The organism is Streptomyces sp. NBC_00377, from assembly GCF_036075115.1.
Lineage (GTDB): Bacteria > Actinomycetota > Actinomycetes > Streptomycetales > Streptomycetaceae > Streptomyces.
In genome coordinates this window covers 103,431-123,098 of sequence record NZ_CP107958.1, presented here as the reverse complement: position 1 = coordinate 123,098, position 19,668 = coordinate 103,431, and the positions used below count along the sequence as shown (strand labels likewise).

The window sequence follows — 19,668 nt, the reverse complement described above, 5'->3', positions numbered from 1 at the left end:
CACGAAGCTCGTCTCCGAGGCCGACATCCTCACTGCGGTCCAGCGGTACGCGGGCAGCCATCATCCGTCAGTCGCGCGGCCACCACCTGTGAGGCGGCTCAGTCCTCGGCGGGGTCGTCCTGGATCCGCAGGCCAGCCACCCAGAGCGGCATCAGCAAGTGCACGGTGAGGGCGGCGAACAGCACCGGTACGGCCAGGCCTTCGGCCCGCACATCCCCGAACCATCCGGCCGCGCCCACGCCGACTGCCCCCAGGAGCAGGAGCGCCCCGGTGATCCGGTGGGCGACGGCATGGACACGATCCCGCTCGGCGAGCTGACGCTCGTCCAGCATCCGGGTGCGCAGCTCGAGCAGCCCGCGGGTGGCTCCGTTGATGACGCCGGTGGCCACCATCCAAAGCGGCAGCACGGCCAGCATGGCGAACAGCGGCCAGCGCGCATCGCTGAAGATCGTGGTGGCCCATGCGGCGAAGCCGGCTACGGTGAGCAGTAGATGGGCGCCGATGACGGCCCGCCTGCGCGTGGCCGTTGCGTACATCGGGGCCGCCGCCCGGTCGTTCATGATGGCGTACATCCGCCGGTCGTACTTCGTCGCGGTCGTCACTGCTTCCTCCCATAGACCTCGTCGGTGAGCGGCCGGAACGGCTCGAGGGAGAACAGGGCCTCCACCGGTAGTTCGAAGAACCTGGCAATCTTCAGTGCCAGGTCGAGACTGGGGTTGTACTGCGCCCGCTCGATGTAGCCGATGGTTTGGTAGTGGACCCCCACCGTCTCGGCGAGGGCCTGCCGTGACACCTTGCGCTCAGCCCTCACCACCGCCAGCCTGTTGTGCACCTGCTCACTCATGTATAAGAAGTACTACATTGATGAGCAGTCGCACAATACAAATCACGCGACTGTCGGCGCACGGCGTTCCTCTGGGCCGTGAACTTCGCCCAGGCGGCCGCGATGCGGTCAGCCAGTGCGGCAGCGGACCTGCGCTGCCGTCGCCGACCAACCTCGACCACTGGCAGACGATCTACGCCACAAACTGCCGCTCACGACAAGCACCGACACCCAGGACAAGCAGCACGCCACCACCCTGACCGGGGCCAGGCTCTCGGCTGCGCCCTTTACGCCTGGCACGCCTCACCAGCGAACTGCCCAGACGGCCGCCGTCCAGCGACTACTTCGGCCGCGACTACACGTCCGACAGGCCACGCCGAAGTTCACGACGCCTCACCGCCTACCATGCACGAGCTCGTTAGTCGCCTTCTTTTGGCGATTGCCTCTCCCGCCGCCCCACCCGCTCACTACCGTGGCCGTCTCCGCGGCAGCGAGCGCGGTGGGGGAATCGGGGGAGCGGCAATGACGGATGCCGAGGGTGCCGAAGGGGCCTTGCCGTGGGCGGCTGCGTCGCGTGACGACGTGCTGGCCGGCGGAACGCACTACAGCGTCGCCATGGCGCTCCACGAGGTGCGCGACCGGCTGACGCCGGAAGCGGTGGGCCCGGCCGGAAGCGACGCGTTCAACAAGGTCTGCCTGGCCGCCTCCTACTACCTGGCCCGGTGCAGCAACCTTCCCGAGGACACCTACGGCCGCGAGTGGAACGTCCACGCCAGCTGGTTCCTCTTCGGTCTCGTGTACGCGGTGGATCCCCGGCTCGTGCCAGAGGCGATGCGCGAGGTGTTCGACCAGCACACGCCGACCGTGTTCCCCGCGTACGAGACCGTGCACGCCGTCGGCAGCGCCCTGCTGTCGAGCAGCAGGGAGGACGGTTGCGAGGAAGGCATCGTCGCGAGCGCAGTCCTCATCGCCTGGGCGCGCAAGGAGGCCCGGGGCACACCCTCCGAGCCCTCCATCGCCTTCAACCTGGGCTCCGCCCTGGCATCCATGGCCCGGCGTGAGGACGCCCCGCCCGGGACGAGGGAAAAGGGCATCGGCCAGATGCGCGAGGCGATCGCCGCCCTCCCCGCCGGCGATCCCGTCCGCGAGGTCATGCTGGCCGAGCTCCGGCGGACGCTGGCCTGGCAGCCGCCGGCCACCCATCCAGACGGCAGCCCCGAAGCCGAGATCACCGCATACATACGGGAGGGTGGACCGGAGCGGCTGGACAGGGCCGTCGACCTGTTGCGGGCAATGGCCGACGCGCCCGCGGCCGAGGAGCAGGAGCGCGCGCGACGCCGTGCCGAACTGGGTCAGGCGCTGCGGATCCGCTTCGAGCTGACGGGTGAGCTGGCCGACATCGACGCGTCGATCGCCGAGCTGGAGGCCGTTGTGGCGGCGGGAATCCCCGATCCGGAGTTACGTGCCTCCGCTTTCTCCCTCCTGGGCGTCGCCCACCTCGCCCGGTATGTCCAATTGCAGCAACCGCTCGATCTGGAGGCGGCCACCCGGGCCGCACGGGCCGCGTGCGACGACCCGGCGACCGCCGCCTCGCCCGCCCACCCCCAGCGGCTCACCGACCGGGCCTCCGTCCTCACCATGCGGTACCGAGTTGGCGGTGACCTCGCCGACATCGACCAGGCCACCGAGGACCTGACGTTCGCGGCGCACGCCACGCCGCCGTCGCAGCACGACCACCCCGTGATGCTGATCAAGCTGGCCGTCGCCCTGAAGGAGCGGGGCGTGCGCACGGAGGAACCCGCAGCTCAGTGGCCTCGACCTGGCCCGCGTCGCACTGCGCGCCGCCAAGACGGCAGCGCAGAAGAACGGCGGCCGTACAGCGCAGCCCAGTCGCGTACGACCCGGGTGGTCCGGCGTGACGGGCGCGAGCCGATGGGCTCGGTGCCGCGATCGGCGTCCTGATGCCGAGCGGGCCTGGGAGCTCCCAGCCGGCGCCGGCGCGACGTTGCGCGACCGGTGGGCGTCCATCGCCCCCGAGCTCGCCGGGCACGTTGCCGCTGTGTCGTACGAGGCGGATTCGGGCCGGCTCACCGTGCGCCCGGAGTCGTCGGCCTGGGCGACGAAGGCGCGGCTGGAGCAGACCCGGGTCATCGCGGGCCGGACGGTCGTGAGGTCCCTGCGGATCCTGCCGCCCGGCACCCTGCCCGCACCCGACCCGGCCGACGTCGCCCGGCTGCCCCGGCCGACGCCCCCACGGGCCCGGCGAAGACCAGGGAGACGGCGTCCGAGGGCTACCGGCGCGCCCTCGAAGCGCACCGCGAGGTCGCGCCGCCGTCCCGGATCGATCCGGGGATCTCGGAGGCTGTTGAGCGGCAGACCAGGGCGATGCGCGAGCTGTCCCGCAGGGCGTTCCCCGAGCCCGAGACCGTGTCCGACGCTGCGCCGGCCCCGATCGCGGCGGCTCGTACCCAGCGCCGTCACCAGGCCGACGCCTCCCACGCTGCGGCTCTGCGCCGGGGCCCGAGCGGAGCGCGCGGCCCGGGAGGCCGGGACTTCGGCCGTGCTCCCGCAGCCGGCCCCGCTCCAGGAGTCGGCGTGAGCGGGAATGACTGGATCTCCTCCGTGCTCGGTTCGTGCCAACGCCGACGCTGCCGAGGGAGAGGACGACGAACTGGAGCTGCTTGTGGAGTCCTGGGACGCGGACGGCAGGGCCCTGGTCCTGGTCCCGGAGGAAGGCCGGCTCGTGGCGGCCAAGGATCGGCCGGGTTTCCTGCGGGTGGAGCGGTACGAGGTACCGCAGGTGCGCGGCGTGCTGCCGGGCGGGAACTGGAAGCTGCGGAAGAAGGAGGGCCCGAACAAGTTCGGGCACCAGGTCGTCGCGTTCCGCTACGACACGTACGTCCGGCCCGTGTCCGCCCTTCCCGCTGCCAACGGCCGGTGGCGGACCAACGCGGAAACGCACAATCTCTTCCAGTCGGACTGACCAGCCATCCAGCCTGACCGCGGTGCCCTTGCTCAGCAGGGGCGCCGCGCGCCGTTCCACCCCAGAACGGAAGTCGTACGCCTTTCGTACGCCAAAAGTACGCAGTTCGTACGCTTCATGGGGTAGGGTGTTGGTCAGGAGGTGTTCCATGTCCGAGTTGTTCGACGCGGTCGACGCACTGCTCGCGTCCCGCGCCACGCTGCCGCCGCCGGCGGAACGCAAGCGGCTGCGCGCCGCGCACGGCCTGACGATTGACGAAGTGGCCACCGCACTCAAGGTGCGCCGGGCCACGGTGTCTGGCTGGGAGTCCGGCAAGACGGAGCCCCGCCCGCCGGAGCGCGACGCCTACGCCCGGCTGCTGGACAAGCTCGCGGAGCTCTACCCCGCCCCGGCCGACGCCACCGTGCCCGTCCAGGACGCTGCGGTGCCGGCCACGTTCACCGCCGCACCCGACCCGGCGGAAGCGCGGACTCTGCCCACAGGTCCGGCGCCTGACGCTGCGGACATGACTGCATCCGAGAACACCCAGACCAGCCCCGCCCCCGCCGCCGCTGCCCCGGCGGCCGCGCCGCGTCCGGCGCGCACCACCAGGACCACGTCGACGTCGCGCCGCCCGGGTGCGAAGAAGGCAGCCCCGGCCGCGACCCCGGCGGGCGAGAGCGACCCGCGGTTCGAGAACGGACCGCTGGCAGTCGTCGACGTCGAGGACGGGAAGGTGCTGGCGTACTGCGTCGGCGGCCTGGTCCTGGACGTGCCCGCCAAGTCGCTGCCGACGCTGGTGGACTGGACCCTCATGGAGGCCAAGCTCGGGCAGCCGAAGCTGTCCGGCCCGGGAAGGCCGGCCGACCCGCTGCTCGTGCTCACCGAGGCCGCGTGCGAGCGCTACGGCCTCCCGGTCTCCCTCACCGATGAGGAGCGGCTCGCCGGGCGCATCCCGGAGGGCCACAAGGTCATCAAGCAGCTGACCCGCGCCGACTGGAAGCTCACCAAGCGCGGCTTCGGACCGTGGGCGCGGATCTACCGCCCGGCCAAGGGCTCGGACCGCCAGTGCGTGCAGCTGTGCATCCCGTCGTGGAACGCGCTGGACACCCGCCACTGGGGCCACGCCGCGCAGCTCCCGCCGGCCGAACTCGCCCGCGTCCTGGGCGTGTACGCGTCCCGGGTAATGACGCCGCGCGGTTCGACCGCCGTCACCGGCCTGGAGCTGATGACCGCGCTGCACCCGCCGACCTACGCCGTACGCGATGAGGCCACCGGTGCCCTGCGGCAGGCCGACGACAAGGCCCCCGGGTCCCTGGGCAAGGACGCCATCGACCCGATGAACTGGCCACCCTGCGAGGTCCCCGACAACCACCCGGTCCTCAAGGATCTGCCCCGGTTCCACGTGCGTGGCCCGGCGGAGAAGCTGTTCGAGGAGGCGTACGACTGGGCACGGCCGATGACCGATGCCGAATGCACCCTGCGCCACCTGGTCGGCATCGACGTCAACATGGCCTTCGCCGCTGGAGCGAACGGCCTGAACGTCGGCCTCGGTGAGGCGACGCACGTCAAGGCCCCCGCGTTCGACCCGAAGCTGCCGGGCTCGTGGCTGGTCGACCTCAGCCACGTCGACCTGTCGAAGGTGAAGGTCGGCAAGGAGTGGGTGGAGCTGGACGGCAGCCTGCTGCCCTCTCCGTTCACGCCGAAGGGCGACCGCCCGGAGGAGCCGGCCTGGTACGCGACGCCCACTGTCGCCTACGCGGTGGAGCTCGGCTACGAGGTGCGCCCGATCGAGGCGTGGGTGCGCTACGAGAACGGCCGCTACCTGGACGGCTGGTACAACCGGCTGCGCGACGCCTACCTCGCCACGATGGCCGACCTCGGCGTGGACGCGGACATGGAGCCGGCTGACTTCCTCGCCGCGATGGACGGCTACAAGGAACGCGACCCGGAGCTGGCGATCGTCGTCTCCGCGGTCAAGGCGACAGTGAAGGGCGGCCTGGGCAAGCTGCGCGAACGCCCGCGCGGCGAGGGCTGGCGGCCCGGCGAGCCGTGGCGGGCCCTGTCCCGCCCGACCTGGCGGCCGGACATCCGGGCGGCGGTCATCTCCCGCACGCGGATCAACCTGCACCGCAAGATCGTCAAGCATGCGGCATTCACCGGGCAGTACCCGATCGCGATCCTCTCGGACTGCGTCGTCTACGCGGCAGGCGGCGAGAGCCCGCTGGACTTCCTGCCCTACCGGGGCGGCAAGCCGCTGCCGGGCGGCTTCAAGCTCGGCATCAACCCGGGCCTGGTCAAGCACGAGGGCACCCAGAGCGTTCTGTGGGGCGAGGAGGTCCGCGAGCGGTTCAACGCCCCCGAACTCAACCTCGCCCGGTACATCAAGGACGGCACCGTCACCGACGTCGACAACGGAGAGTAGGAGAAGGCGACGATGAGCCTGTTCGGGGACGGCCTGGAAGCCGCGGTGCAGAAGGCGTTCACCCGCCCGGCGCCCAAGAGCGCGGGTGCGCAGATGCGGTACCTGGTCAAGCAGCTCAAGGGCACCAAGGCCGTCGCCCAGATGCTGCGCATCTCCCAGCGCACCGTCGAACGGTACGTCAAGGACCAGATCAAGAAGCCCCGCCCGGACCTCGCCGCCCGCCTGGAGCGCGAGGTGAAGGCCCGCTGGCAGCCGCAGATTCGGGCCAAGGCCAGGCAGAAGGCGGCGACCACCGGCGGCATCGTCGTCGACACCCGCGCCCGACTCGGCTACACCGCGCCGATCGGGTCGACGGACCAGGACCGCATCCGGCACCTGACCGTCGCCCTGCCGCCCCGCTACGCCGCCCGCCTCTTCGACGCCCAGGAGGCCGGCGCCACCGACCAGCAGCTCCAGGAGATCGCCGCCGAAGCGCTCAAGGAGGTGTACTTCCAGGACGGCGGCCGCCGCGCCGGAAGCCTGGAAGAGGTCCGGTTCACGGACATCGAGCACCTCGAGTTCGACCTGTAGTTCGCCCCACGGCAAGGGCCCGAACCGCCTTCTTGTGACAGCGTTACAGTTGGCCACTGAGCGTCCTACCTGGCCATTCTGAGTGTCCGTCTCCGTCGGTGCCTCGGATATCACCGGAATCCGAGGCGACCGGTCATTTGGCTGTTCGACGGAGGGCACGGATTCCCAGGTCGTTAGCCATGGAGCCCAGGGCGAGGACGACCAGCGGCCATACCGAAGGGGAGTCGCCGGGCACGGATCCGCTTATGAGTAGAGCGGTGGTGGAACCGCTGCCAAGGAGGGCCGTGGCAGCCGATGCGCGGGGCATCCGGACGAAGACCGCGCGCTCCTTGCCCCGGTTCATCGGGCACCAGCCTTGTTAACAGCGGCGGCTTGGGCGCGGCGCCGTTGCTGCTCGTCGATCAAGCGCTTGACCTTACGCCGGACCCGCTCGCCGAAGGACTTTGGATCGTCGACTCCTACGATCTGTGCAGCTTCCGTCCAGGTGGTGCCATCGGCCGTAGCCCGGGCGACAACCGTCTGGCGTTCCTGCAGCGTCAGCGCATGCAGCAGGGCGGTCAGTCGCTCGTCCTCGATGACGGTGCTGGCCATCGGCTCTGGCTTGTCGGCGACCAGGTCGTACAGGCACAGTCCATCTCCCAGCGGGAGGTCCAGCGAAAGCACGCGGCCATGCTTGGTGCGACGCCGCCACACCGGCACGAGTTGCCGGTGGATGGCCCGGGCCTCAGCCCTCAAGAAGCTGGCCGAGGGGGTCTGCAACATGTTGGTTTCGTACAGCGGGTTAACCCAGTCGCCGAGCAGCGCGGTCGACACCGCCTCCCGCCGTCGACACCGCCTCCCGCCACCGCTCGCTGCGTGGGACGCACAAGACCACTTTGGCGAATTGGTCGACGATCTGACCGTCTCCTAGCCTGGCAGCTTGATGTGCAACGGCCGCTCCAGCCCCCTCGAAACTCGCTGGATAAGACTCTCCGGGGCCGTACGAAGACAGCAGCCTGCCGTTGACGTTAATCAGGCTCAGGAGGTCGGGCACGCTTGTCGTGCAGGCCTCCGTCGCCGTCATGCCGGAGGTCTCGGCGTCCGCGGCCCACATCTCCACGCGGCCATTTGAATGTCCAGCAGGAGGATCGAAGGCAGAGGTCATCAGGTGCCCGCTCCTTGTGAGTGTGCCAACAGCTTTCACCTCTCGGGCTCGGGAGAGCGCCCCAGCAGCAATAAATCTTGGAAACCCTCAACGTGACCTACATCACACCTGTAGGTGGTCGTTTCCACGCGGCCACCTACGACGCTCTGACTGGCCAACTGTGGCGTTCAGTCACACTTCTGGGTTCGGGCCCCTTGCCGCTGCTCCTGGCTTTGCCGAGCCAGTGGGACGGGGACTGATGCTCCTATTGATCGTCAAGCGTGGGCGCTCGCCCAAGCGAGGTACCTTCACTCCATGTCACTCACTCCCGACAGCGAGGTCCGCAGCCGCGACGAGCTGGTCGCCTTCGTCCGAGAACTGCACCAGGACTACCTCCGCCGGGGGCACGAATGGGAGAACCAGAGCCTCGATCACTTCCTTGAAGCCCTCGCGGCGTGGATGGATGCCTCGCCGGGCTGGTACCGAAACTTCGGGAAGCAGCTCCCCGAGGATGGGGACTGGACCTTCCTGGCCAGAGCCCTTCAGGCCGCCACCGTCTATGAGTGAATCCGCTCCTGAAACGGTCAGGCCACGGTGAGCCAGTCCCGGTAGGCGCTGGCGAGGTCGTCGTCGCGGCGTGTGCCGCGTTCGATGCAGGAGATCACCGCCGGCCAGACGCCGAAATGCTCGGCGAGGCGCTGTCACGTTGTTGGGCGTGTGTGTGCCTGAGGGGCTGCCAGGATATGGCTGGTCGAGGCGTCAGCCTTGGCTCAAGCTGCGGTGGGCTGGCCGGCGGTGCCGGTGATCTGGTCCCAGATCCCAAAGCGGTTGATCATCTCGGTGCGGTGGCCGGGGGCGGTCATCCGGTGCCGGCGTGGCCGGAAGTGGGGTGAGATGCCGCTGAACGCGGACAGGAACCGCTGGGCTCCACCGGTGCTGCGGAAACCCTTCATCGCCCGTTCGCGCTGCCTGGTGGGCTGATGGCTGTTCTCTGCCCGGTTGTTCAGGCCCTTGTGGGAACGGTGCTCGACGGAGGGCGTGATTTCGCGGTGGGCCGCCCCGTAGGAGCGGAGCTTGTCGGTGACGATCACCCGCGGCACCGCACCTGTCTTCTTCAGGAGCCGGCGGAAGAAGCGCCTGGCCGCGGCCTTGTTGCGGCGGTTCTGCACGAGGATGTCCAGTACGTTCCCGTCCTGGTCTACGGCCCGCCACAGGTAGCGGACCTGTCCGTTGATCTTGAGAAAGACCTGGTCCAGGTGCCACTTGTCGCCGGGTCCGGGCTGTCTGCGCCGCAGCGCGTTGGCGTAGGTCTGCCCGAACTTGGCGCACCAGCGGCGGATGGTCTCGTAGGAGACGATCACGCCGCGTTCGAGCATGAGTTCCTCGACCTCGCGGAAGCTGAGCGGGAAGCGGTGGTACAGCCACACCGCCTGGGAGATGACCTCGACCGGGTACCGGTGCCCCTTGTACAACGGTGACACGTTCCCCACGGACAGCCTCCTCCACCGTGATCAATCCGAAGATCTTCCCACCCCGGCCAGCGAACGTGACAGTGCCCGGCGGTGAGCTGACGGCATGGAACAGACGCACGACTGCGCACCCAGGCCCGCAGCCGCCCCACCCCGGCGGGCTTGGAGCGCTGCCTTGGACACCGCGCGCGGTTCGCCTCGGAGACACCGCGGTGAGCCGCTTTGGGGCAGGGGCAGCCGGGGTGTGATGGCGGGCGATCAGTTGACGCAGATTGCCAACGGCCTGTTCTGGGACTCCCGGCTGTCGTTCAAGTCGGCGGTGGCTTGGTCCTGTGCGCGGCGCCGCCCCAGAGGGAGTCCGCGTCAGCCGGCTCGCAGGACATCGAGTGCTGTGAGTGCCACGTGAAGCTCCGTGCGTTGGTCGCCCGATTCGAGGTCACGGTCGAGGAGACGCTCAATGGTGCGCAGGCGTTGGTAGATGGTCTCGCGGGAGAGGCCGCCCCGGCGGGCGGCGGTCGTCTTGTTGCCGGCCGCTTCAAGGTAGTGGCGCAGGGTGGTCAGCAAGTCGGTGCCGTGCTGAGCGTCCTGGTCGATGAGGCGCCGGAGCTGTCGTTCGGTGTACTCCTGGACACGAGGGTCTTCTCGCAGGGCGTACAGCACACGGCTCAGGCCGATGTCGGACAGCTCATGGAACGAGCGGTTGTGGGGGAGTGGCTGGCCGGGCGGGGTGGCCTCGGCGACGCGAGCCGCCTCGCGGAAGGATCGGGCGCTGTCGGTGAGGTCTGCGACCTCGCAACCCGCACTCACGATCGCTTCTGGGGCCAGCCCCCGTACCGCTTCGGACAGGCGCTCCACAATGGGACGCCAGGGCTGGCCGGTGCGCAGAGCCAGCAGGATGCCGAGGCGGCCGGGGGCCAGCTCGCCGACGAGGGCCGCCACCCCTGCCGTGCTCAGCTCCCGCTCAAGACGTGACTCGGTCTCGACCGCCCCCTTCCTGGCACGCAGGTCCACCAGGACGGCGACGAAGTGGCCTCGATCAGTTGGCAGGCCGAGGGCAGTGCAACGGGCGCGGGCGTCCTCCGCGGAGCGGTGGCGCTGTTCCGTAAGATCGAGCAGGGCGTTGCGGTGTGCGGTGCGTTCCCATGGGGTGGGGTGGATGAGACGCGCGACGGTCAGTGCCATCGCGGTCCTCTCCAGCAGGGTGATGTCCTCCGGCCCGAACGCTGCTCCTGAGGTGCGCACCGGGAGCATGACCACGCGGCCCCAGCGCTCGCCCTGGTACTCGACCGGGGCGGTGAGCCAGCCTTCCGGGCCGCGTGTGGCTGTGGTGTCGCCGGGGCTGGTCGTTCTGGAGCGTCGTTCCCAGTCGGCGAGTGCCTCGTCCACGGTGAGCCCGGATGGTTCGCAGATCAGAGCCTGGTGCACCAGATTTTCCAGCACCACCGTACGTCCGCTCATGCCCGCCGCCGCACGCACCACGTCCTCCGGTCCGGCGCCGCGCAGGGTCAGGGCGGTGAACGCCTCGTGGATGCGCTGACTGCGGCGCATCGCCTCGGCCTGGTTGCCGAGCAGAAGCGAGTGCACGATCTGCGTGACTTCCAGGAAGTTGACGTCCTTGGCCAGGGTGACGAGGGGGAGGCCGCGACGTCGGCAGGCGTCGACGAGCGTGTCCGGCGGGCGGTGGTAGCGGCGTACGAGTTCGATGACCAGGGCCGCAGCCCCGATGTCGGCGAGTTCGTCGACGTACTGGCGCACGCCTGCCGCGTCCTGCGGCAGGGGCATCCCGGTGGTCAGGACGAGCTCGCCGCCCTTGAGGAACGACGCGGGGTCGGTCAGCTCGGTGATGTGCACCCACCGGACCGGGTGATCCAGATGCGGCGCGCCAGTGACGACCGTCGGTTGTCCGGCAGCCAGGACAGGAAGGGCCAGGACGTCGGCGACGGTGAGCGGACGGGTGGGCCCCTGGCCGGCCGGGTGGTTGTCGTTCACGGTCTCTCCAAGGGTTCCTGCGCGGACGTGACCCGGCGTTCGGGGACTGTCCGGTCACTGTGACAAGCGTCCCTGACCTGCACAAGAGCGGTCAGGGAATGGTCTGTGTCCGGTGCGCCGCCGATGGCCTGGCACAACGTCCGGATGTCGTGTGCCGGTCGGACAGATCGCGTGTGGGCGCCACCCTTGCTGGCGGGGATGCTCGGGAGTCCGCAGTAGACCGAGCACCGAGGCTGGGAGACGAACATGACCGCACTGTCGCCGCACCTTCGCCAGGCCACGCCCGTGGTGGCGTCCCGGGGCGAGGGGGTCCACCTCTTCGACCAGGACGGCCGCCGCTTCCTCGACTTCACCGCCGGCATCGGCGTCACCAGCACCGGTCACTGCCACCCCAAGGTCGTGGCGGCGGCCCAGGAGCAGGTGGGCTCGCTGATCCACGGCCAGTACACGACCGTCATGCATGAGCCGTTGCGTCGCTTGGTCGACAAACTCGGTGAGGTGCTGCCGGCAGGCATGGACAGCCTTTTCTTCACCAACTCCGGCAGCGAGGCCGTCGAGGCTGCCCTGCGGCTCGCCCGCCAGGCCACAGGCCGCCCGAACGTGATCGTCTGTCACGGCGGCTTCCATGGCCGTACGGTCGCCGCCGCCTCCATGACGACTTCGGGTACTCGTTTCCGCTCCGGCTTCTCCCCGCTGATGAGCGGCGTGGTCGTCACCCCCTTCCCGGCGGCCTACCGATACGGCTGGGACGAGGAGACCGCGACCCGCTTCGCCCTGAAGGAGCTCGACTACACGCTCCAGACGATCTCCTCGCCCGCCGACACGGCCGCGATCATCGTCGAGCCGGTCCTCGGCGAGGGCGGGTACGTGCCCGCCAACCGCACGTTCATGGAGGGACTTCGGGAGCGTGCGGACCGGCACGGGTTCCTGCTGATCCTCGACGAAGTGCAGACGGGCGTCGGCCGCACCGGCCGCTTCTGGGGCCACGACCACTTCGGCGTCACGCCCGACATCCTCGTCACCGCCAAGGGCCTGGCCAGCGGGTTCCCACTGTCCGGCATCGCCGCCTCCGAGGAGCTGATGGCCAAGGCGTGGCCCGGCTCGCAGGGTGGTACGTACGGTGCCAACGCCGTCGCCTGTGCCGCGGCCTGCGCCACCCTCGACGTCGTACGCGACGAGAAGCTCGTCGAGAACGCCGAGGCGATGGGCGAGCGGCTGCGCCAAGGCCTGGAGGCGGTGGCCGACCGGACGCCGGGCATCGGCGAGGTGCGGGGCCTCGGGCTGATGCTGGCCACCGAGTTCGTCACCGAGGACGGCAGCCCCGACCCTGAGACGGCCGCACGCGTCCAGCGAGCCGCCGTCGCTGAGGGCCTGCTCCTGCTGCTGTGCGGCGCCTGGAACCAGGTCGTGCGCATGATCCCGGCCCTCGTCATCGACGAGACGGCGGTGGACGAGGGCCTGCGGGCATGGGCGAGCGCGGTCGAGGCCGGCACGTCGGAAGCGGCAGGGCGATGACGGACGCCACCACGGCCACGCCCGGCATGCGGGTGGAGAGCGGCCCCGACTCCACCGGTTTCCACGCCTGCAACGCCTCCACCTACGGCTGTCCGAAGGGGGCCACCGTCCGCAGCGGCACCAGCACGTCGGGCAACGCCGTCGGACCCGTCGTCGTGCCCTTGCCCTGTTCGCTCTGATCACAGCTGCACGGCTCCGGGATCCGCTCCACGTGGACACGGCGGCCTGATTGCTCCCGCCCTCGGCCGCACCCGTTCGGTTCGCACGCGCTCTGTCGTGACCTGCTGGCCCGGCTGGGGCACGGGGTGCCGAACACGGTGAGCGTGGCGCTCGTGGGCACCGCCGTTACATGCTCACCGGGCTGGTACTCGGTCCGACCGCACAGGTAGGGGGCTCCGGGACCGGGTCAGCGGTCACATGCCCACTACCGTGCTCGTCCCGGCTTCCCTCGGCTTCCTTTGTCTGGGCGAGCAGCCGCTCACGGCGCACGGCGTTGCCTGCTGTCGGAGAGTCAGCCGTATGCCGAACGGGCACCCTGGGCCGTGTTCGGCCCAACCTGCGCACTCGTCGCCCTCTGCGTTCCCGGCCACGGGGGGCCGGTGATCTCCGCGTCGACACTCGGCGAGCCTGGGTGACCCGTCGTCTGCCTGCGCCAGGTGCTGCGCGCGGGCGCAGGGTTCATCCACCGTCAAGGTGGTCCGCGTCCGGCTGGAGCCGCTGCGGCAGGCCAGAGCCCCTTGGTGGATCCCGTATGGGCCGGGTCGGCAGGAATTTGAGCGACTGCCTCGAGGAGTCGCCGACGACGGTACTCCGCCGGAGCGGCGTGAGGGCGCAGGACCTGGCGGTGACCATCCGGTTGCCCGCCTTGCCCGCCTTGCCCGCCTTGCCCGCCTTGCCCGCAGAGTAAGCGGAGCCGGACGAGTGCGCTGATGCCGCCGGCATTACGACTGATTCTCCATGGCAGCAAGCCGTCAGCCGGTGATTCTTGCATCGATGCAGCTCAGCGCCGGAGTCTGAGAGGGTGGTGAGCGCCACGGGTGTGGTGCGATCAGGGATCAGGCAACTTGCGATAGGTCCTGATGACCATGGGGCGATGGCGTCAGGCTCCAGCCCGCCGACAGCGACTGGGTGCCTCCGTCGGCTGTGACCGCCGTTCGAGGGCGCAACGGTGGTCCGCACTTCGTCGAGGCGATCCTTCGGACCACCATGGTTGGGATCGACGATTTGTCGGTTTGTTTCTTCCAGGGACAGAGGGCGTGTATGGACGTTCGGCAGCTGGAGTACTTCCTTGCGGTTGTCGACCGCGGTGGGTTCAACCGGGCGGCCTCGGCTCTGTACCTGTCTCAGCCGTCACTGTCGCAGGCGGTGCGGGCACTGGAGCGTGATCTCGGTTCCGAGCTTTTCCATCGCATCGGACGCAGGGCGGTGCTGACGGAGGCCGGAAGGGCATTGATCGAGCCTGCCCGGGAGGCCGTGCGGAGTCTGCAGACGGCGCGGGCGAGCGTAGTGGCGGTGCACGAGCTACGTGAGGGGCGCCTGGACGTGGCATCCGTGCCGTCGCAGGCGGTGGAGCCGCTGACGAGTCTGGTGAGCACCTTCAGCCACCGGTACCCCGGCGTCTCCGTGGCCATCAAAGCGGCGTTCACCGCACGTGATGTGATCGACATGGTGCGCACGGGCGCCGTGGAACTGGGGCTCTTGGCGTCCACCGGGCCTTTCTCCGACAAGGAGGTCGTCTCCTACGCGCTGGAGCGACAGCGCTTCGTGCTGATGGTGCCGGCCGACGGTCCGTTCGCTGGTCGGACCGCGGTGGAGTGCCGCGAACTTGCTGGACAGCGGCTCATCGTCGGACAGCCGGGTACCGGCATGCGCGCCTACGTGGACGCGCTGCGGGACCAGGGAATCGAGTTCACCATCGCCGCCGAGACGGAGCACCGGGTGTCGCTCATGCCCTTGGTACTGGCCGGCGTAGGGCTCGCGGTGGTCATGGATTCCTGGCGGGACCTCGCCCGGCGGCTGGGCGCCCGCGTCCTGGACATCGAGCCGGAGACCAGCTTGGACATCGCTCTCGTAACCCGCTGCGGCACATTGTCGCCGGCAGCCGCCGCGTTCGTCACGGCCGCCACCTCGGACTCCGCACGCTGATGGGCGCCGCTGTGGCTGATAGGCGGAGCTTATAAGGGATATCCGTTTTGCGTCTTGGACACCCCACGGGCCGCCTTGCTGCAATCGACGGCATGACGACACACCACCGCATTGCCCTGATCCCCGGCGACGGCATCGGCGCCGAAGTGCTGCCCTCAGCACAGCAGGTGCTCGATGTTCTCGGCCGCCGGCACGGCTTCAGCCTCTCCTACACGTCGTACGACTGGTCGTGCGAGCGGTACCTGCGAGAGGGCGCCATGATGCCCGCCGACGGAATCGACCAACTGCGCGACAAGGACACGATCTTGCTCGGGGCCGTGGGGTACCCGGGTGTGCCCGACCATGTCTCGCTGTGGGGTCTGCTGATCCCGATCCGGCGCAGCTTCCGTCAGTACGTCAACCTCCGGCCCATCCGTGTCTTCGAAGGTATCGACAGTCCGGTGCGCGGCGCACGTCCGGGCGAGGTCGACATCGTCGTCGTGCGGGAGAACGCCGAAGGCGAGTACAGCGAGATTGGCGGACGGCTGAACCAGGGCACGTCCGAGGAGCTGGCCGTCCAGGAAGCGGTGTTCACGCGGGCCGGGGTCACCCGGATCGCCGACTTCGCCTTCTCGCTCGCCGCTCGCCGCCGGGGGAAGCTCACTTCCGCCACCAAGTCCAACGGCATCATCCACACCATGCCGTTCTGGGACGAGCTGATCGCCGAGCGGGCCGCCGAACACCCCGGCGTCACCTGGGACCAGGAGCACATCGACGCTCTGGCGGCCAAGTTCGTCCTCGACCCCGCCCGCTTCGACGTCGTCGTCGCTTCCAACCTCTTCGGCGACATCCTCAGCGACCTCGCGGCCGCGGTCGCCGGATCCATCGGCATCGCCCCGGCAGCCAACCTCAACCCCGAGCGGGACTTCCCCTCGATGTTCGAGCCGGTGCACGGCTCCGCGCCCGACATCGCGGGCCAGGGCATCGCCAACCCTCTGGGCGCGATCTGGTCCGCGGCCATGATGCTCGACCACCTCGGCCATCCCGCAGCGGCCAGGGACATCACGGACGCGATCGCGTCGATCCTGGCCAAGAGCGATACCCGCACCCGTGACCTCGGCGGAAGCGCGACCACCGCCGAGTTCACCGACAAGCTGATCGAGCTCCTCTGAGCCGTCTGCTTCCGCGGTGGGCGGCGGTGACGCCGCCCACCGGCCGCCGGGCACTCCCGCGCGCTGCGGCTTTTCGCGAGCCGCGTCCCACCAGCCCCTGGCCGTCGTGGCAGGGGCCGTTCCGCGTCCTGGTCGCGCCCCGTTCCTGACCGAGGCGAGCGCCATGGCGCCACCCGCACCCGCCCGACCAGCTCAGGGCGAACCTGCCGAGCGGGGTGGTGCAGCCGTTCTGCGGCATCGGTACCGTCGACACCCCTGCCCCTTGGTGGGGTGATAGCCCCGTTCTGATTCCAGGCGGGCACATTCTGTCGCGCCCTTCTCGGGGGCCTGATCGCCGTCTACGTCCTTCAGTCCAATACCGGGCGTGCCTGCCTACCTTGGCCACCCCTCGCCGAGGGGCGTGAACTCATATGGCGCCGGGGTCATGCGCCAGGAGCGGGAGTCTCACCGGCGTCCAGGACCAGCACTGCGATATGCAGGGACGTGCGCTGCAGACCTGATTCCAGGTCGCAGCCGAGGAGCCGTTCGATGGTGTGCAGGCGCTGGTAGTACGCCTGCCGGGACATGCCGACGTGTTTCGCCGCCACCGACTTGTTCCCGGCCGCCGCCAGATAGGCGCGCAGCGCCGGGAGCAGATCGCCGCTGTTGCGGTCGTCGTGCTCTATGAGGCGGTTCAGTTGCCGTTCCGCGTACCGCTGGAGACGGGTGTCCTCCCGCAGGACGCCCAGCAGGTCCGGCAGGCGGACGTCGGCGGGCACGTAGAACCACCGCTGCGGGGAGGCCGGGGTGATGGCCTCGGCCGTCTGCTCCGCCTCCTGCCACGACCGGGCGATCCCGCCGAGGTCGGTCACCCCGGGGCCGACGGCCACGACTGCCCGCGGTCCGAGCTCTTCCCTGGTCAGACGGCCGATCCGCTCGGCGACCGGTTGCCAGGCGCTCGCCTGTGCCAGTGCCATGAGCACGCCGATCCGGCCCGGGGCGGTCTCGCCGACCAGAGCCCGCACGCCCGTATGCGTCAGCGCCTTCGCTATCCGCTCGTCGAGATGCTCATCCCCGGTGCCCGTGCACGGGTGCCGGATGACCACGGCGAAGAGCCGGTGTCCGAAGGTCGGGAGACCCAGAGCCTCGGTGCGGGCACGCGCGTCGGCGGGGGACCGGAAACGCCGCTCGTACAGGTCTCGCAGTACGGAGCGGTGGGCCCGGCGCTCCCACCAGGCCTGCCCTGCCAGGCGGGCCATGGTCAGCGCGACCGCCGCACTTTCCAGGACGAGGACGTGTTCCGGGTCGGGCTCGGCGTTCAGTCGGCCCTCCAGCAGGACCAGCCGCCCCCAGGGCCCCTGGTGGTCCCGCACCGGCGCGATCAGCCATCCTTCCGGGCCGCTCGGCTGGATCCTCTCCGGTGTGGGTGCGGCCCGCGAACGCCGCGACCAGGCCGAGACCACCGGCTCGTACGGCCGACCGAGCAGCTCGCACATGAGAACCCGGTGGGTGAGATCCTCCAGCACCACGGGGGCGCCGGTGAGCTCCGCGGTGGTGTGCACCAGCTCCTCGGGCTCCGCGCCCCGCAGCGTCAGGGCGGTGAAGATGTCCTGGATATCCCTCCCGCGGCGCAGCAGGGCCCCCTGGGCGTCGAGGATGAGCGCGTGCACGATCTGCGTGACGTCGATGAACCGGACGCCACGAGCCAGCTCGACCAGCGGCACGTCACGAGCACGGCACGCCGCCACCAGCTCCTGGGGCACCTTCTGGTACCGGTAACCGAGCTCCACGATCAGGCCGGCCGCGCCGACGTCCGCGAGCTGGTCGACGTAGCCGCGCAGCTCGGAGGCGTCCTCGGGGTGCGGCATGCCGGTCGTCAGTACCAGCTCGCCGCCCTCCAGGAAGTCCGCTGGGTTGAGCAGCTCGGTGACGTGCACCCAGCGCACCGGGCTGTCCAGCTGTGACTCGCCGGCCAGCACGCGCGGCATCCCTTCGGCGAGCACGGGCAGGAGCAGTACCTCCCTGAGCGTGGGAAAGTGCCCGGTTGTGGTGTGTCTGGGCGGCATAGGGGGTCTTTCTTCTGAAGGAATCGGGCTCACCTTGGCACCGGCAACTCATCGTGACAAGAAGCGGCCGTCATTTGGGCAGTCCGCTCGTCCGCCGTGACAGACCGTCTCGAGAAGACCCCAAGGCGGAACACAGTGTGGGTTGACCTGCGGGTTCCGCCGGGCGGAAAGTGAACGCCATCCCCAGCAGGATCCGAACTGCGAAGGTCCGCACGGTATCCGCACCGTGCTGGGGCCCGACTGCCACCCAGACCACACCATCGAGAGGAGCGACCTCATGCGCATCCCGAAGCGCGTCGCCGTGATCGGTGCCGGCAGCATGGGCAGCCAGACCATGTGGCGACTGGCCGCACGCGGAGCCGAGGTCATCGGCTACGACCGGTACGCACCGGGCCACGACCGCGGCGCGGCCGGAGGCGAGAGCCGTATCTACCGGGCCGCCCATCTCGGAGAGCCCGCGTACATTCCTCTGCTGCGGCTCGCGGACCGGATGTGGGAGCAGCTCCAAGCGGAGACGGGCCGGACGCTGCGACGCCGCAGCGGCAGCCTGGTGATGGGAGAGGCGTCCTCACCCTCCATGAGCCTCCTCCTCTCCACCAGCACCGCCCAGGGGCTGGATCACGAAGTACTGGAGCAGGGGGAACTCGCCCGCCGCTACCCGCAGCACCGGCTGCCGGACGGACACATCGCCGTCCTGGACCGGTTGGGCGCCATCATCAGGCCGGAGGCGTCCATCCAGGCCGCCGCCGCCCGTGCCGAGCACCTGGGCGCCCGGCTGCACCGCTACACCACGGTGCGCGACGTCGTCCCCGCAGCGGGCGGTGGGGTGCGGATCGTCACCGACCAGGGCACGGACCACGTGGACGCCGCCGTGGTGAGCGTGGGTCCCTGGATCAACACCCTGCTCCCGGACCTTCCCCAAACGATCGACGTCCGCCGGGTGGTCTGCTCCTGGCACCTGCCCACCCGCCACGACTGGTTCGCGGGCGGTGCGCCTCCCTTCGTGCGCGCCGCACCGCATGACTGCTTCGGAATCCCGTCGCCCGACGGCATCTCCGTCAAGCTCGGTCTCTCCCCGAAATACCATGCCCCGGTGCCCGAGCCCGAACGGCTCGACCGTACCGTCCGCCCCGAGGAACTCGGCACCTTCCGCGAGCTCATCGGTGAACTCATGCCCGACCTGAACCCCGACCCCATCAGGACGTCGGCCTACATGGAGGGCTACACGCGGTCCGGCAACCCGCTCGTCGGTCATCTTCCCGGCGAGGACGACATCATCGTCATGGCCGGCTTCTCGGGCAGCGGCTTCAAGATCTCGCCCGCGATGGGAGAGATCGCCGCAGACCTGGCGCTCGACGGCACCACCCAGCACCCCGTCGCCTTCCTCGCTCCGGCGGGAGTCGGCGCCGCCTGATCCACGGCGATCGTCCACGCCCTCAACCCAGCGTTCC

17 protein-coding genes are annotated in these 19,668 nt (G+C 69.8%); 11 read left to right on the top strand and 6 right to left on the bottom strand.

Annotated elements, in window-relative coordinates:
* Window positions 1-98: 98 nt before the first annotated feature.
* Together OHS71_RS00625 and OHS71_RS00620 are read right to left on the bottom strand one after the other, a co-directional pair.
* Window positions 99-602 carry a hypothetical protein gene (locus tag OHS71_RS00625; RefSeq protein WP_328475680.1) on the bottom strand — a complete coding sequence of 168 codons (504 nt, stop codon included), beginning with the start codon at window positions 600-602 and terminating at the stop codon, window positions 99-101.
* Window positions 599-844 (bottom strand): helix-turn-helix transcriptional regulator, encoded by a 246-nt coding sequence (locus OHS71_RS00620; RefSeq protein ID WP_057575148.1) that lies wholly within the window; start codon window positions 842-844, stop codon window positions 599-601. The genes OHS71_RS00625 and OHS71_RS00620 overlap by 4 nt, the downstream gene beginning before the upstream one ends.
* Before the next feature lie 501 nt (window positions 845-1,345).
* Here OHS71_RS00620 and OHS71_RS00615 point away from each other — a divergent pair.
* From OHS71_RS00615 to tpg, 5 genes are all read left to right on the top strand, one after another.
* A complete protein-coding gene (locus tag OHS71_RS00615) occupies window positions 1,346-2,785 on the top strand; it encodes a hypothetical protein (protein ID WP_328475678.1) in 1,440 nt (479 codons plus the stop codon).
* Complete coding sequence (locus OHS71_RS00610) at window positions 2,739-3,422, top strand: DciA family protein (protein ID WP_328475676.1); 684 nt, start codon at window positions 2,739-2,741, stop codon at window positions 3,420-3,422. The genes OHS71_RS00615 and OHS71_RS00610 overlap by 47 nt, the downstream gene beginning before the upstream one ends.
* A gap of 6 nt (window positions 3,423-3,428) precedes the next feature.
* Window positions 3,429-3,806, top strand: coding sequence for a hypothetical protein (locus OHS71_RS00605; protein ID WP_328475674.1), 378 nt, complete (start codon window positions 3,429-3,431; stop codon window positions 3,804-3,806).
* 148 nt (window positions 3,807-3,954) lie between these two features.
* Complete coding sequence (tap, locus tag OHS71_RS00600; protein ID WP_328475672.1) at window positions 3,955-6,210, top strand: telomere-associated protein Tap; 2,256 nt, start codon at window positions 3,955-3,957, stop codon at window positions 6,208-6,210.
* Between the two features lie 12 nt (window positions 6,211-6,222).
* The gene (tpg, locus tag OHS71_RS00595; protein ID WP_328475670.1) at window positions 6,223-6,780 is read left to right on the top strand and encodes a telomere-protecting terminal protein Tpg; all 558 of its coding nucleotides are present in this window, start codon (window positions 6,223-6,225) and stop codon (window positions 6,778-6,780) included.
* A 339-nt stretch (window positions 6,781-7,119) separates the two neighbouring features.
* Here tpg and OHS71_RS00590 read toward each other — a convergent pair whose 3' ends face one another.
* Window positions 7,120-7,593 carry a hypothetical protein gene (locus tag OHS71_RS00590; RefSeq protein WP_328475668.1) on the bottom strand — a complete coding sequence of 158 codons (474 nt, stop codon included), beginning with the start codon at window positions 7,591-7,593 and terminating at the stop codon, window positions 7,120-7,122.
* Window positions 7,594-8,218: 625 nt separating this feature from the next.
* Between OHS71_RS00590 and OHS71_RS00585 the strand changes: the two genes are divergently transcribed.
* Window positions 8,219-8,470, top strand: a complete 252-nt coding sequence (locus tag OHS71_RS00585; protein WP_328475666.1) for a DUF7660 family protein — start codon at window positions 8,219-8,221, stop codon at window positions 8,468-8,470.
* 203 nt (window positions 8,471-8,673) lie between these two features.
* On the opposite strand, the gene OHS71_RS00580 is transcribed toward OHS71_RS00585, so the two are convergent.
* Together OHS71_RS00580 and OHS71_RS00575 are read right to left on the bottom strand one after the other, a co-directional pair.
* Window positions 8,674-9,384 (bottom strand): IS6 family transposase, encoded by a 711-nt coding sequence (locus OHS71_RS00580; protein WP_443047147.1) that lies wholly within the window; start codon window positions 9,382-9,384, stop codon window positions 8,674-8,676.
* A 351-nt stretch (window positions 9,385-9,735) separates the two neighbouring features.
* On the bottom strand, window positions 9,736-11,361 hold the full coding sequence (locus OHS71_RS00575; RefSeq protein WP_328475664.1) for a PucR family transcriptional regulator: 1,626 nt from the start codon (window positions 11,359-11,361) through the stop codon (window positions 9,736-9,738).
* Between the two features lie 246 nt (window positions 11,362-11,607).
* On the opposite strand from OHS71_RS00575, the gene OHS71_RS00570 reads away from it, so the two are divergent.
* The 4 genes from OHS71_RS00570 (at window position 11,608) to OHS71_RS00555 (ending at window position 16,172) form a co-directional block, all read left to right on the top strand.
* A complete protein-coding gene (locus OHS71_RS00570) occupies window positions 11,608-12,876 on the top strand; it encodes an aspartate aminotransferase family protein (RefSeq protein ID WP_328475662.1) in 1,269 nt (422 codons plus the stop codon).
* Entirely contained in the window at window positions 12,873-13,055 is a 183-nt protein-coding gene (locus OHS71_RS00565) for a hypothetical protein (protein WP_328475660.1), read from the top strand. The genes OHS71_RS00570 and OHS71_RS00565 overlap by 4 nt, the downstream gene beginning before the upstream one ends.
* Window positions 13,056-14,136: 1,081 nt before the next feature.
* Window positions 14,137-15,021 (top strand): LysR family transcriptional regulator, encoded by an 885-nt coding sequence (locus tag OHS71_RS00560; RefSeq protein ID WP_328484356.1) that lies wholly within the window; start codon window positions 14,137-14,139, stop codon window positions 15,019-15,021.
* Between the two features lie 92 nt (window positions 15,022-15,113).
* Complete coding sequence (locus OHS71_RS00555; protein WP_328475658.1) at window positions 15,114-16,172, top strand: tartrate dehydrogenase; 1,059 nt, start codon at window positions 15,114-15,116, stop codon at window positions 16,170-16,172.
* Window positions 16,173-16,594: 422 nt separating this feature from the next.
* On the opposite strand, the gene OHS71_RS00550 is transcribed toward OHS71_RS00555, so the two are convergent.
* A complete protein-coding gene (locus OHS71_RS00550; RefSeq protein ID WP_328475656.1) occupies window positions 16,595-18,217 on the bottom strand; it encodes a PucR family transcriptional regulator in 1,623 nt (540 codons plus the stop codon).
* 277 nt (window positions 18,218-18,494) lie between these two features.
* Between OHS71_RS00550 and solA the strand changes: the two genes are divergently transcribed.
* Window positions 18,495-19,631, top strand: a complete 1,137-nt coding sequence (gene solA, locus OHS71_RS00545; protein WP_328475655.1) for an N-methyl-L-tryptophan oxidase — start codon at window positions 18,495-18,497, stop codon at window positions 19,629-19,631.
* Window positions 19,632-19,668: the final 37 nt, after the last annotated feature.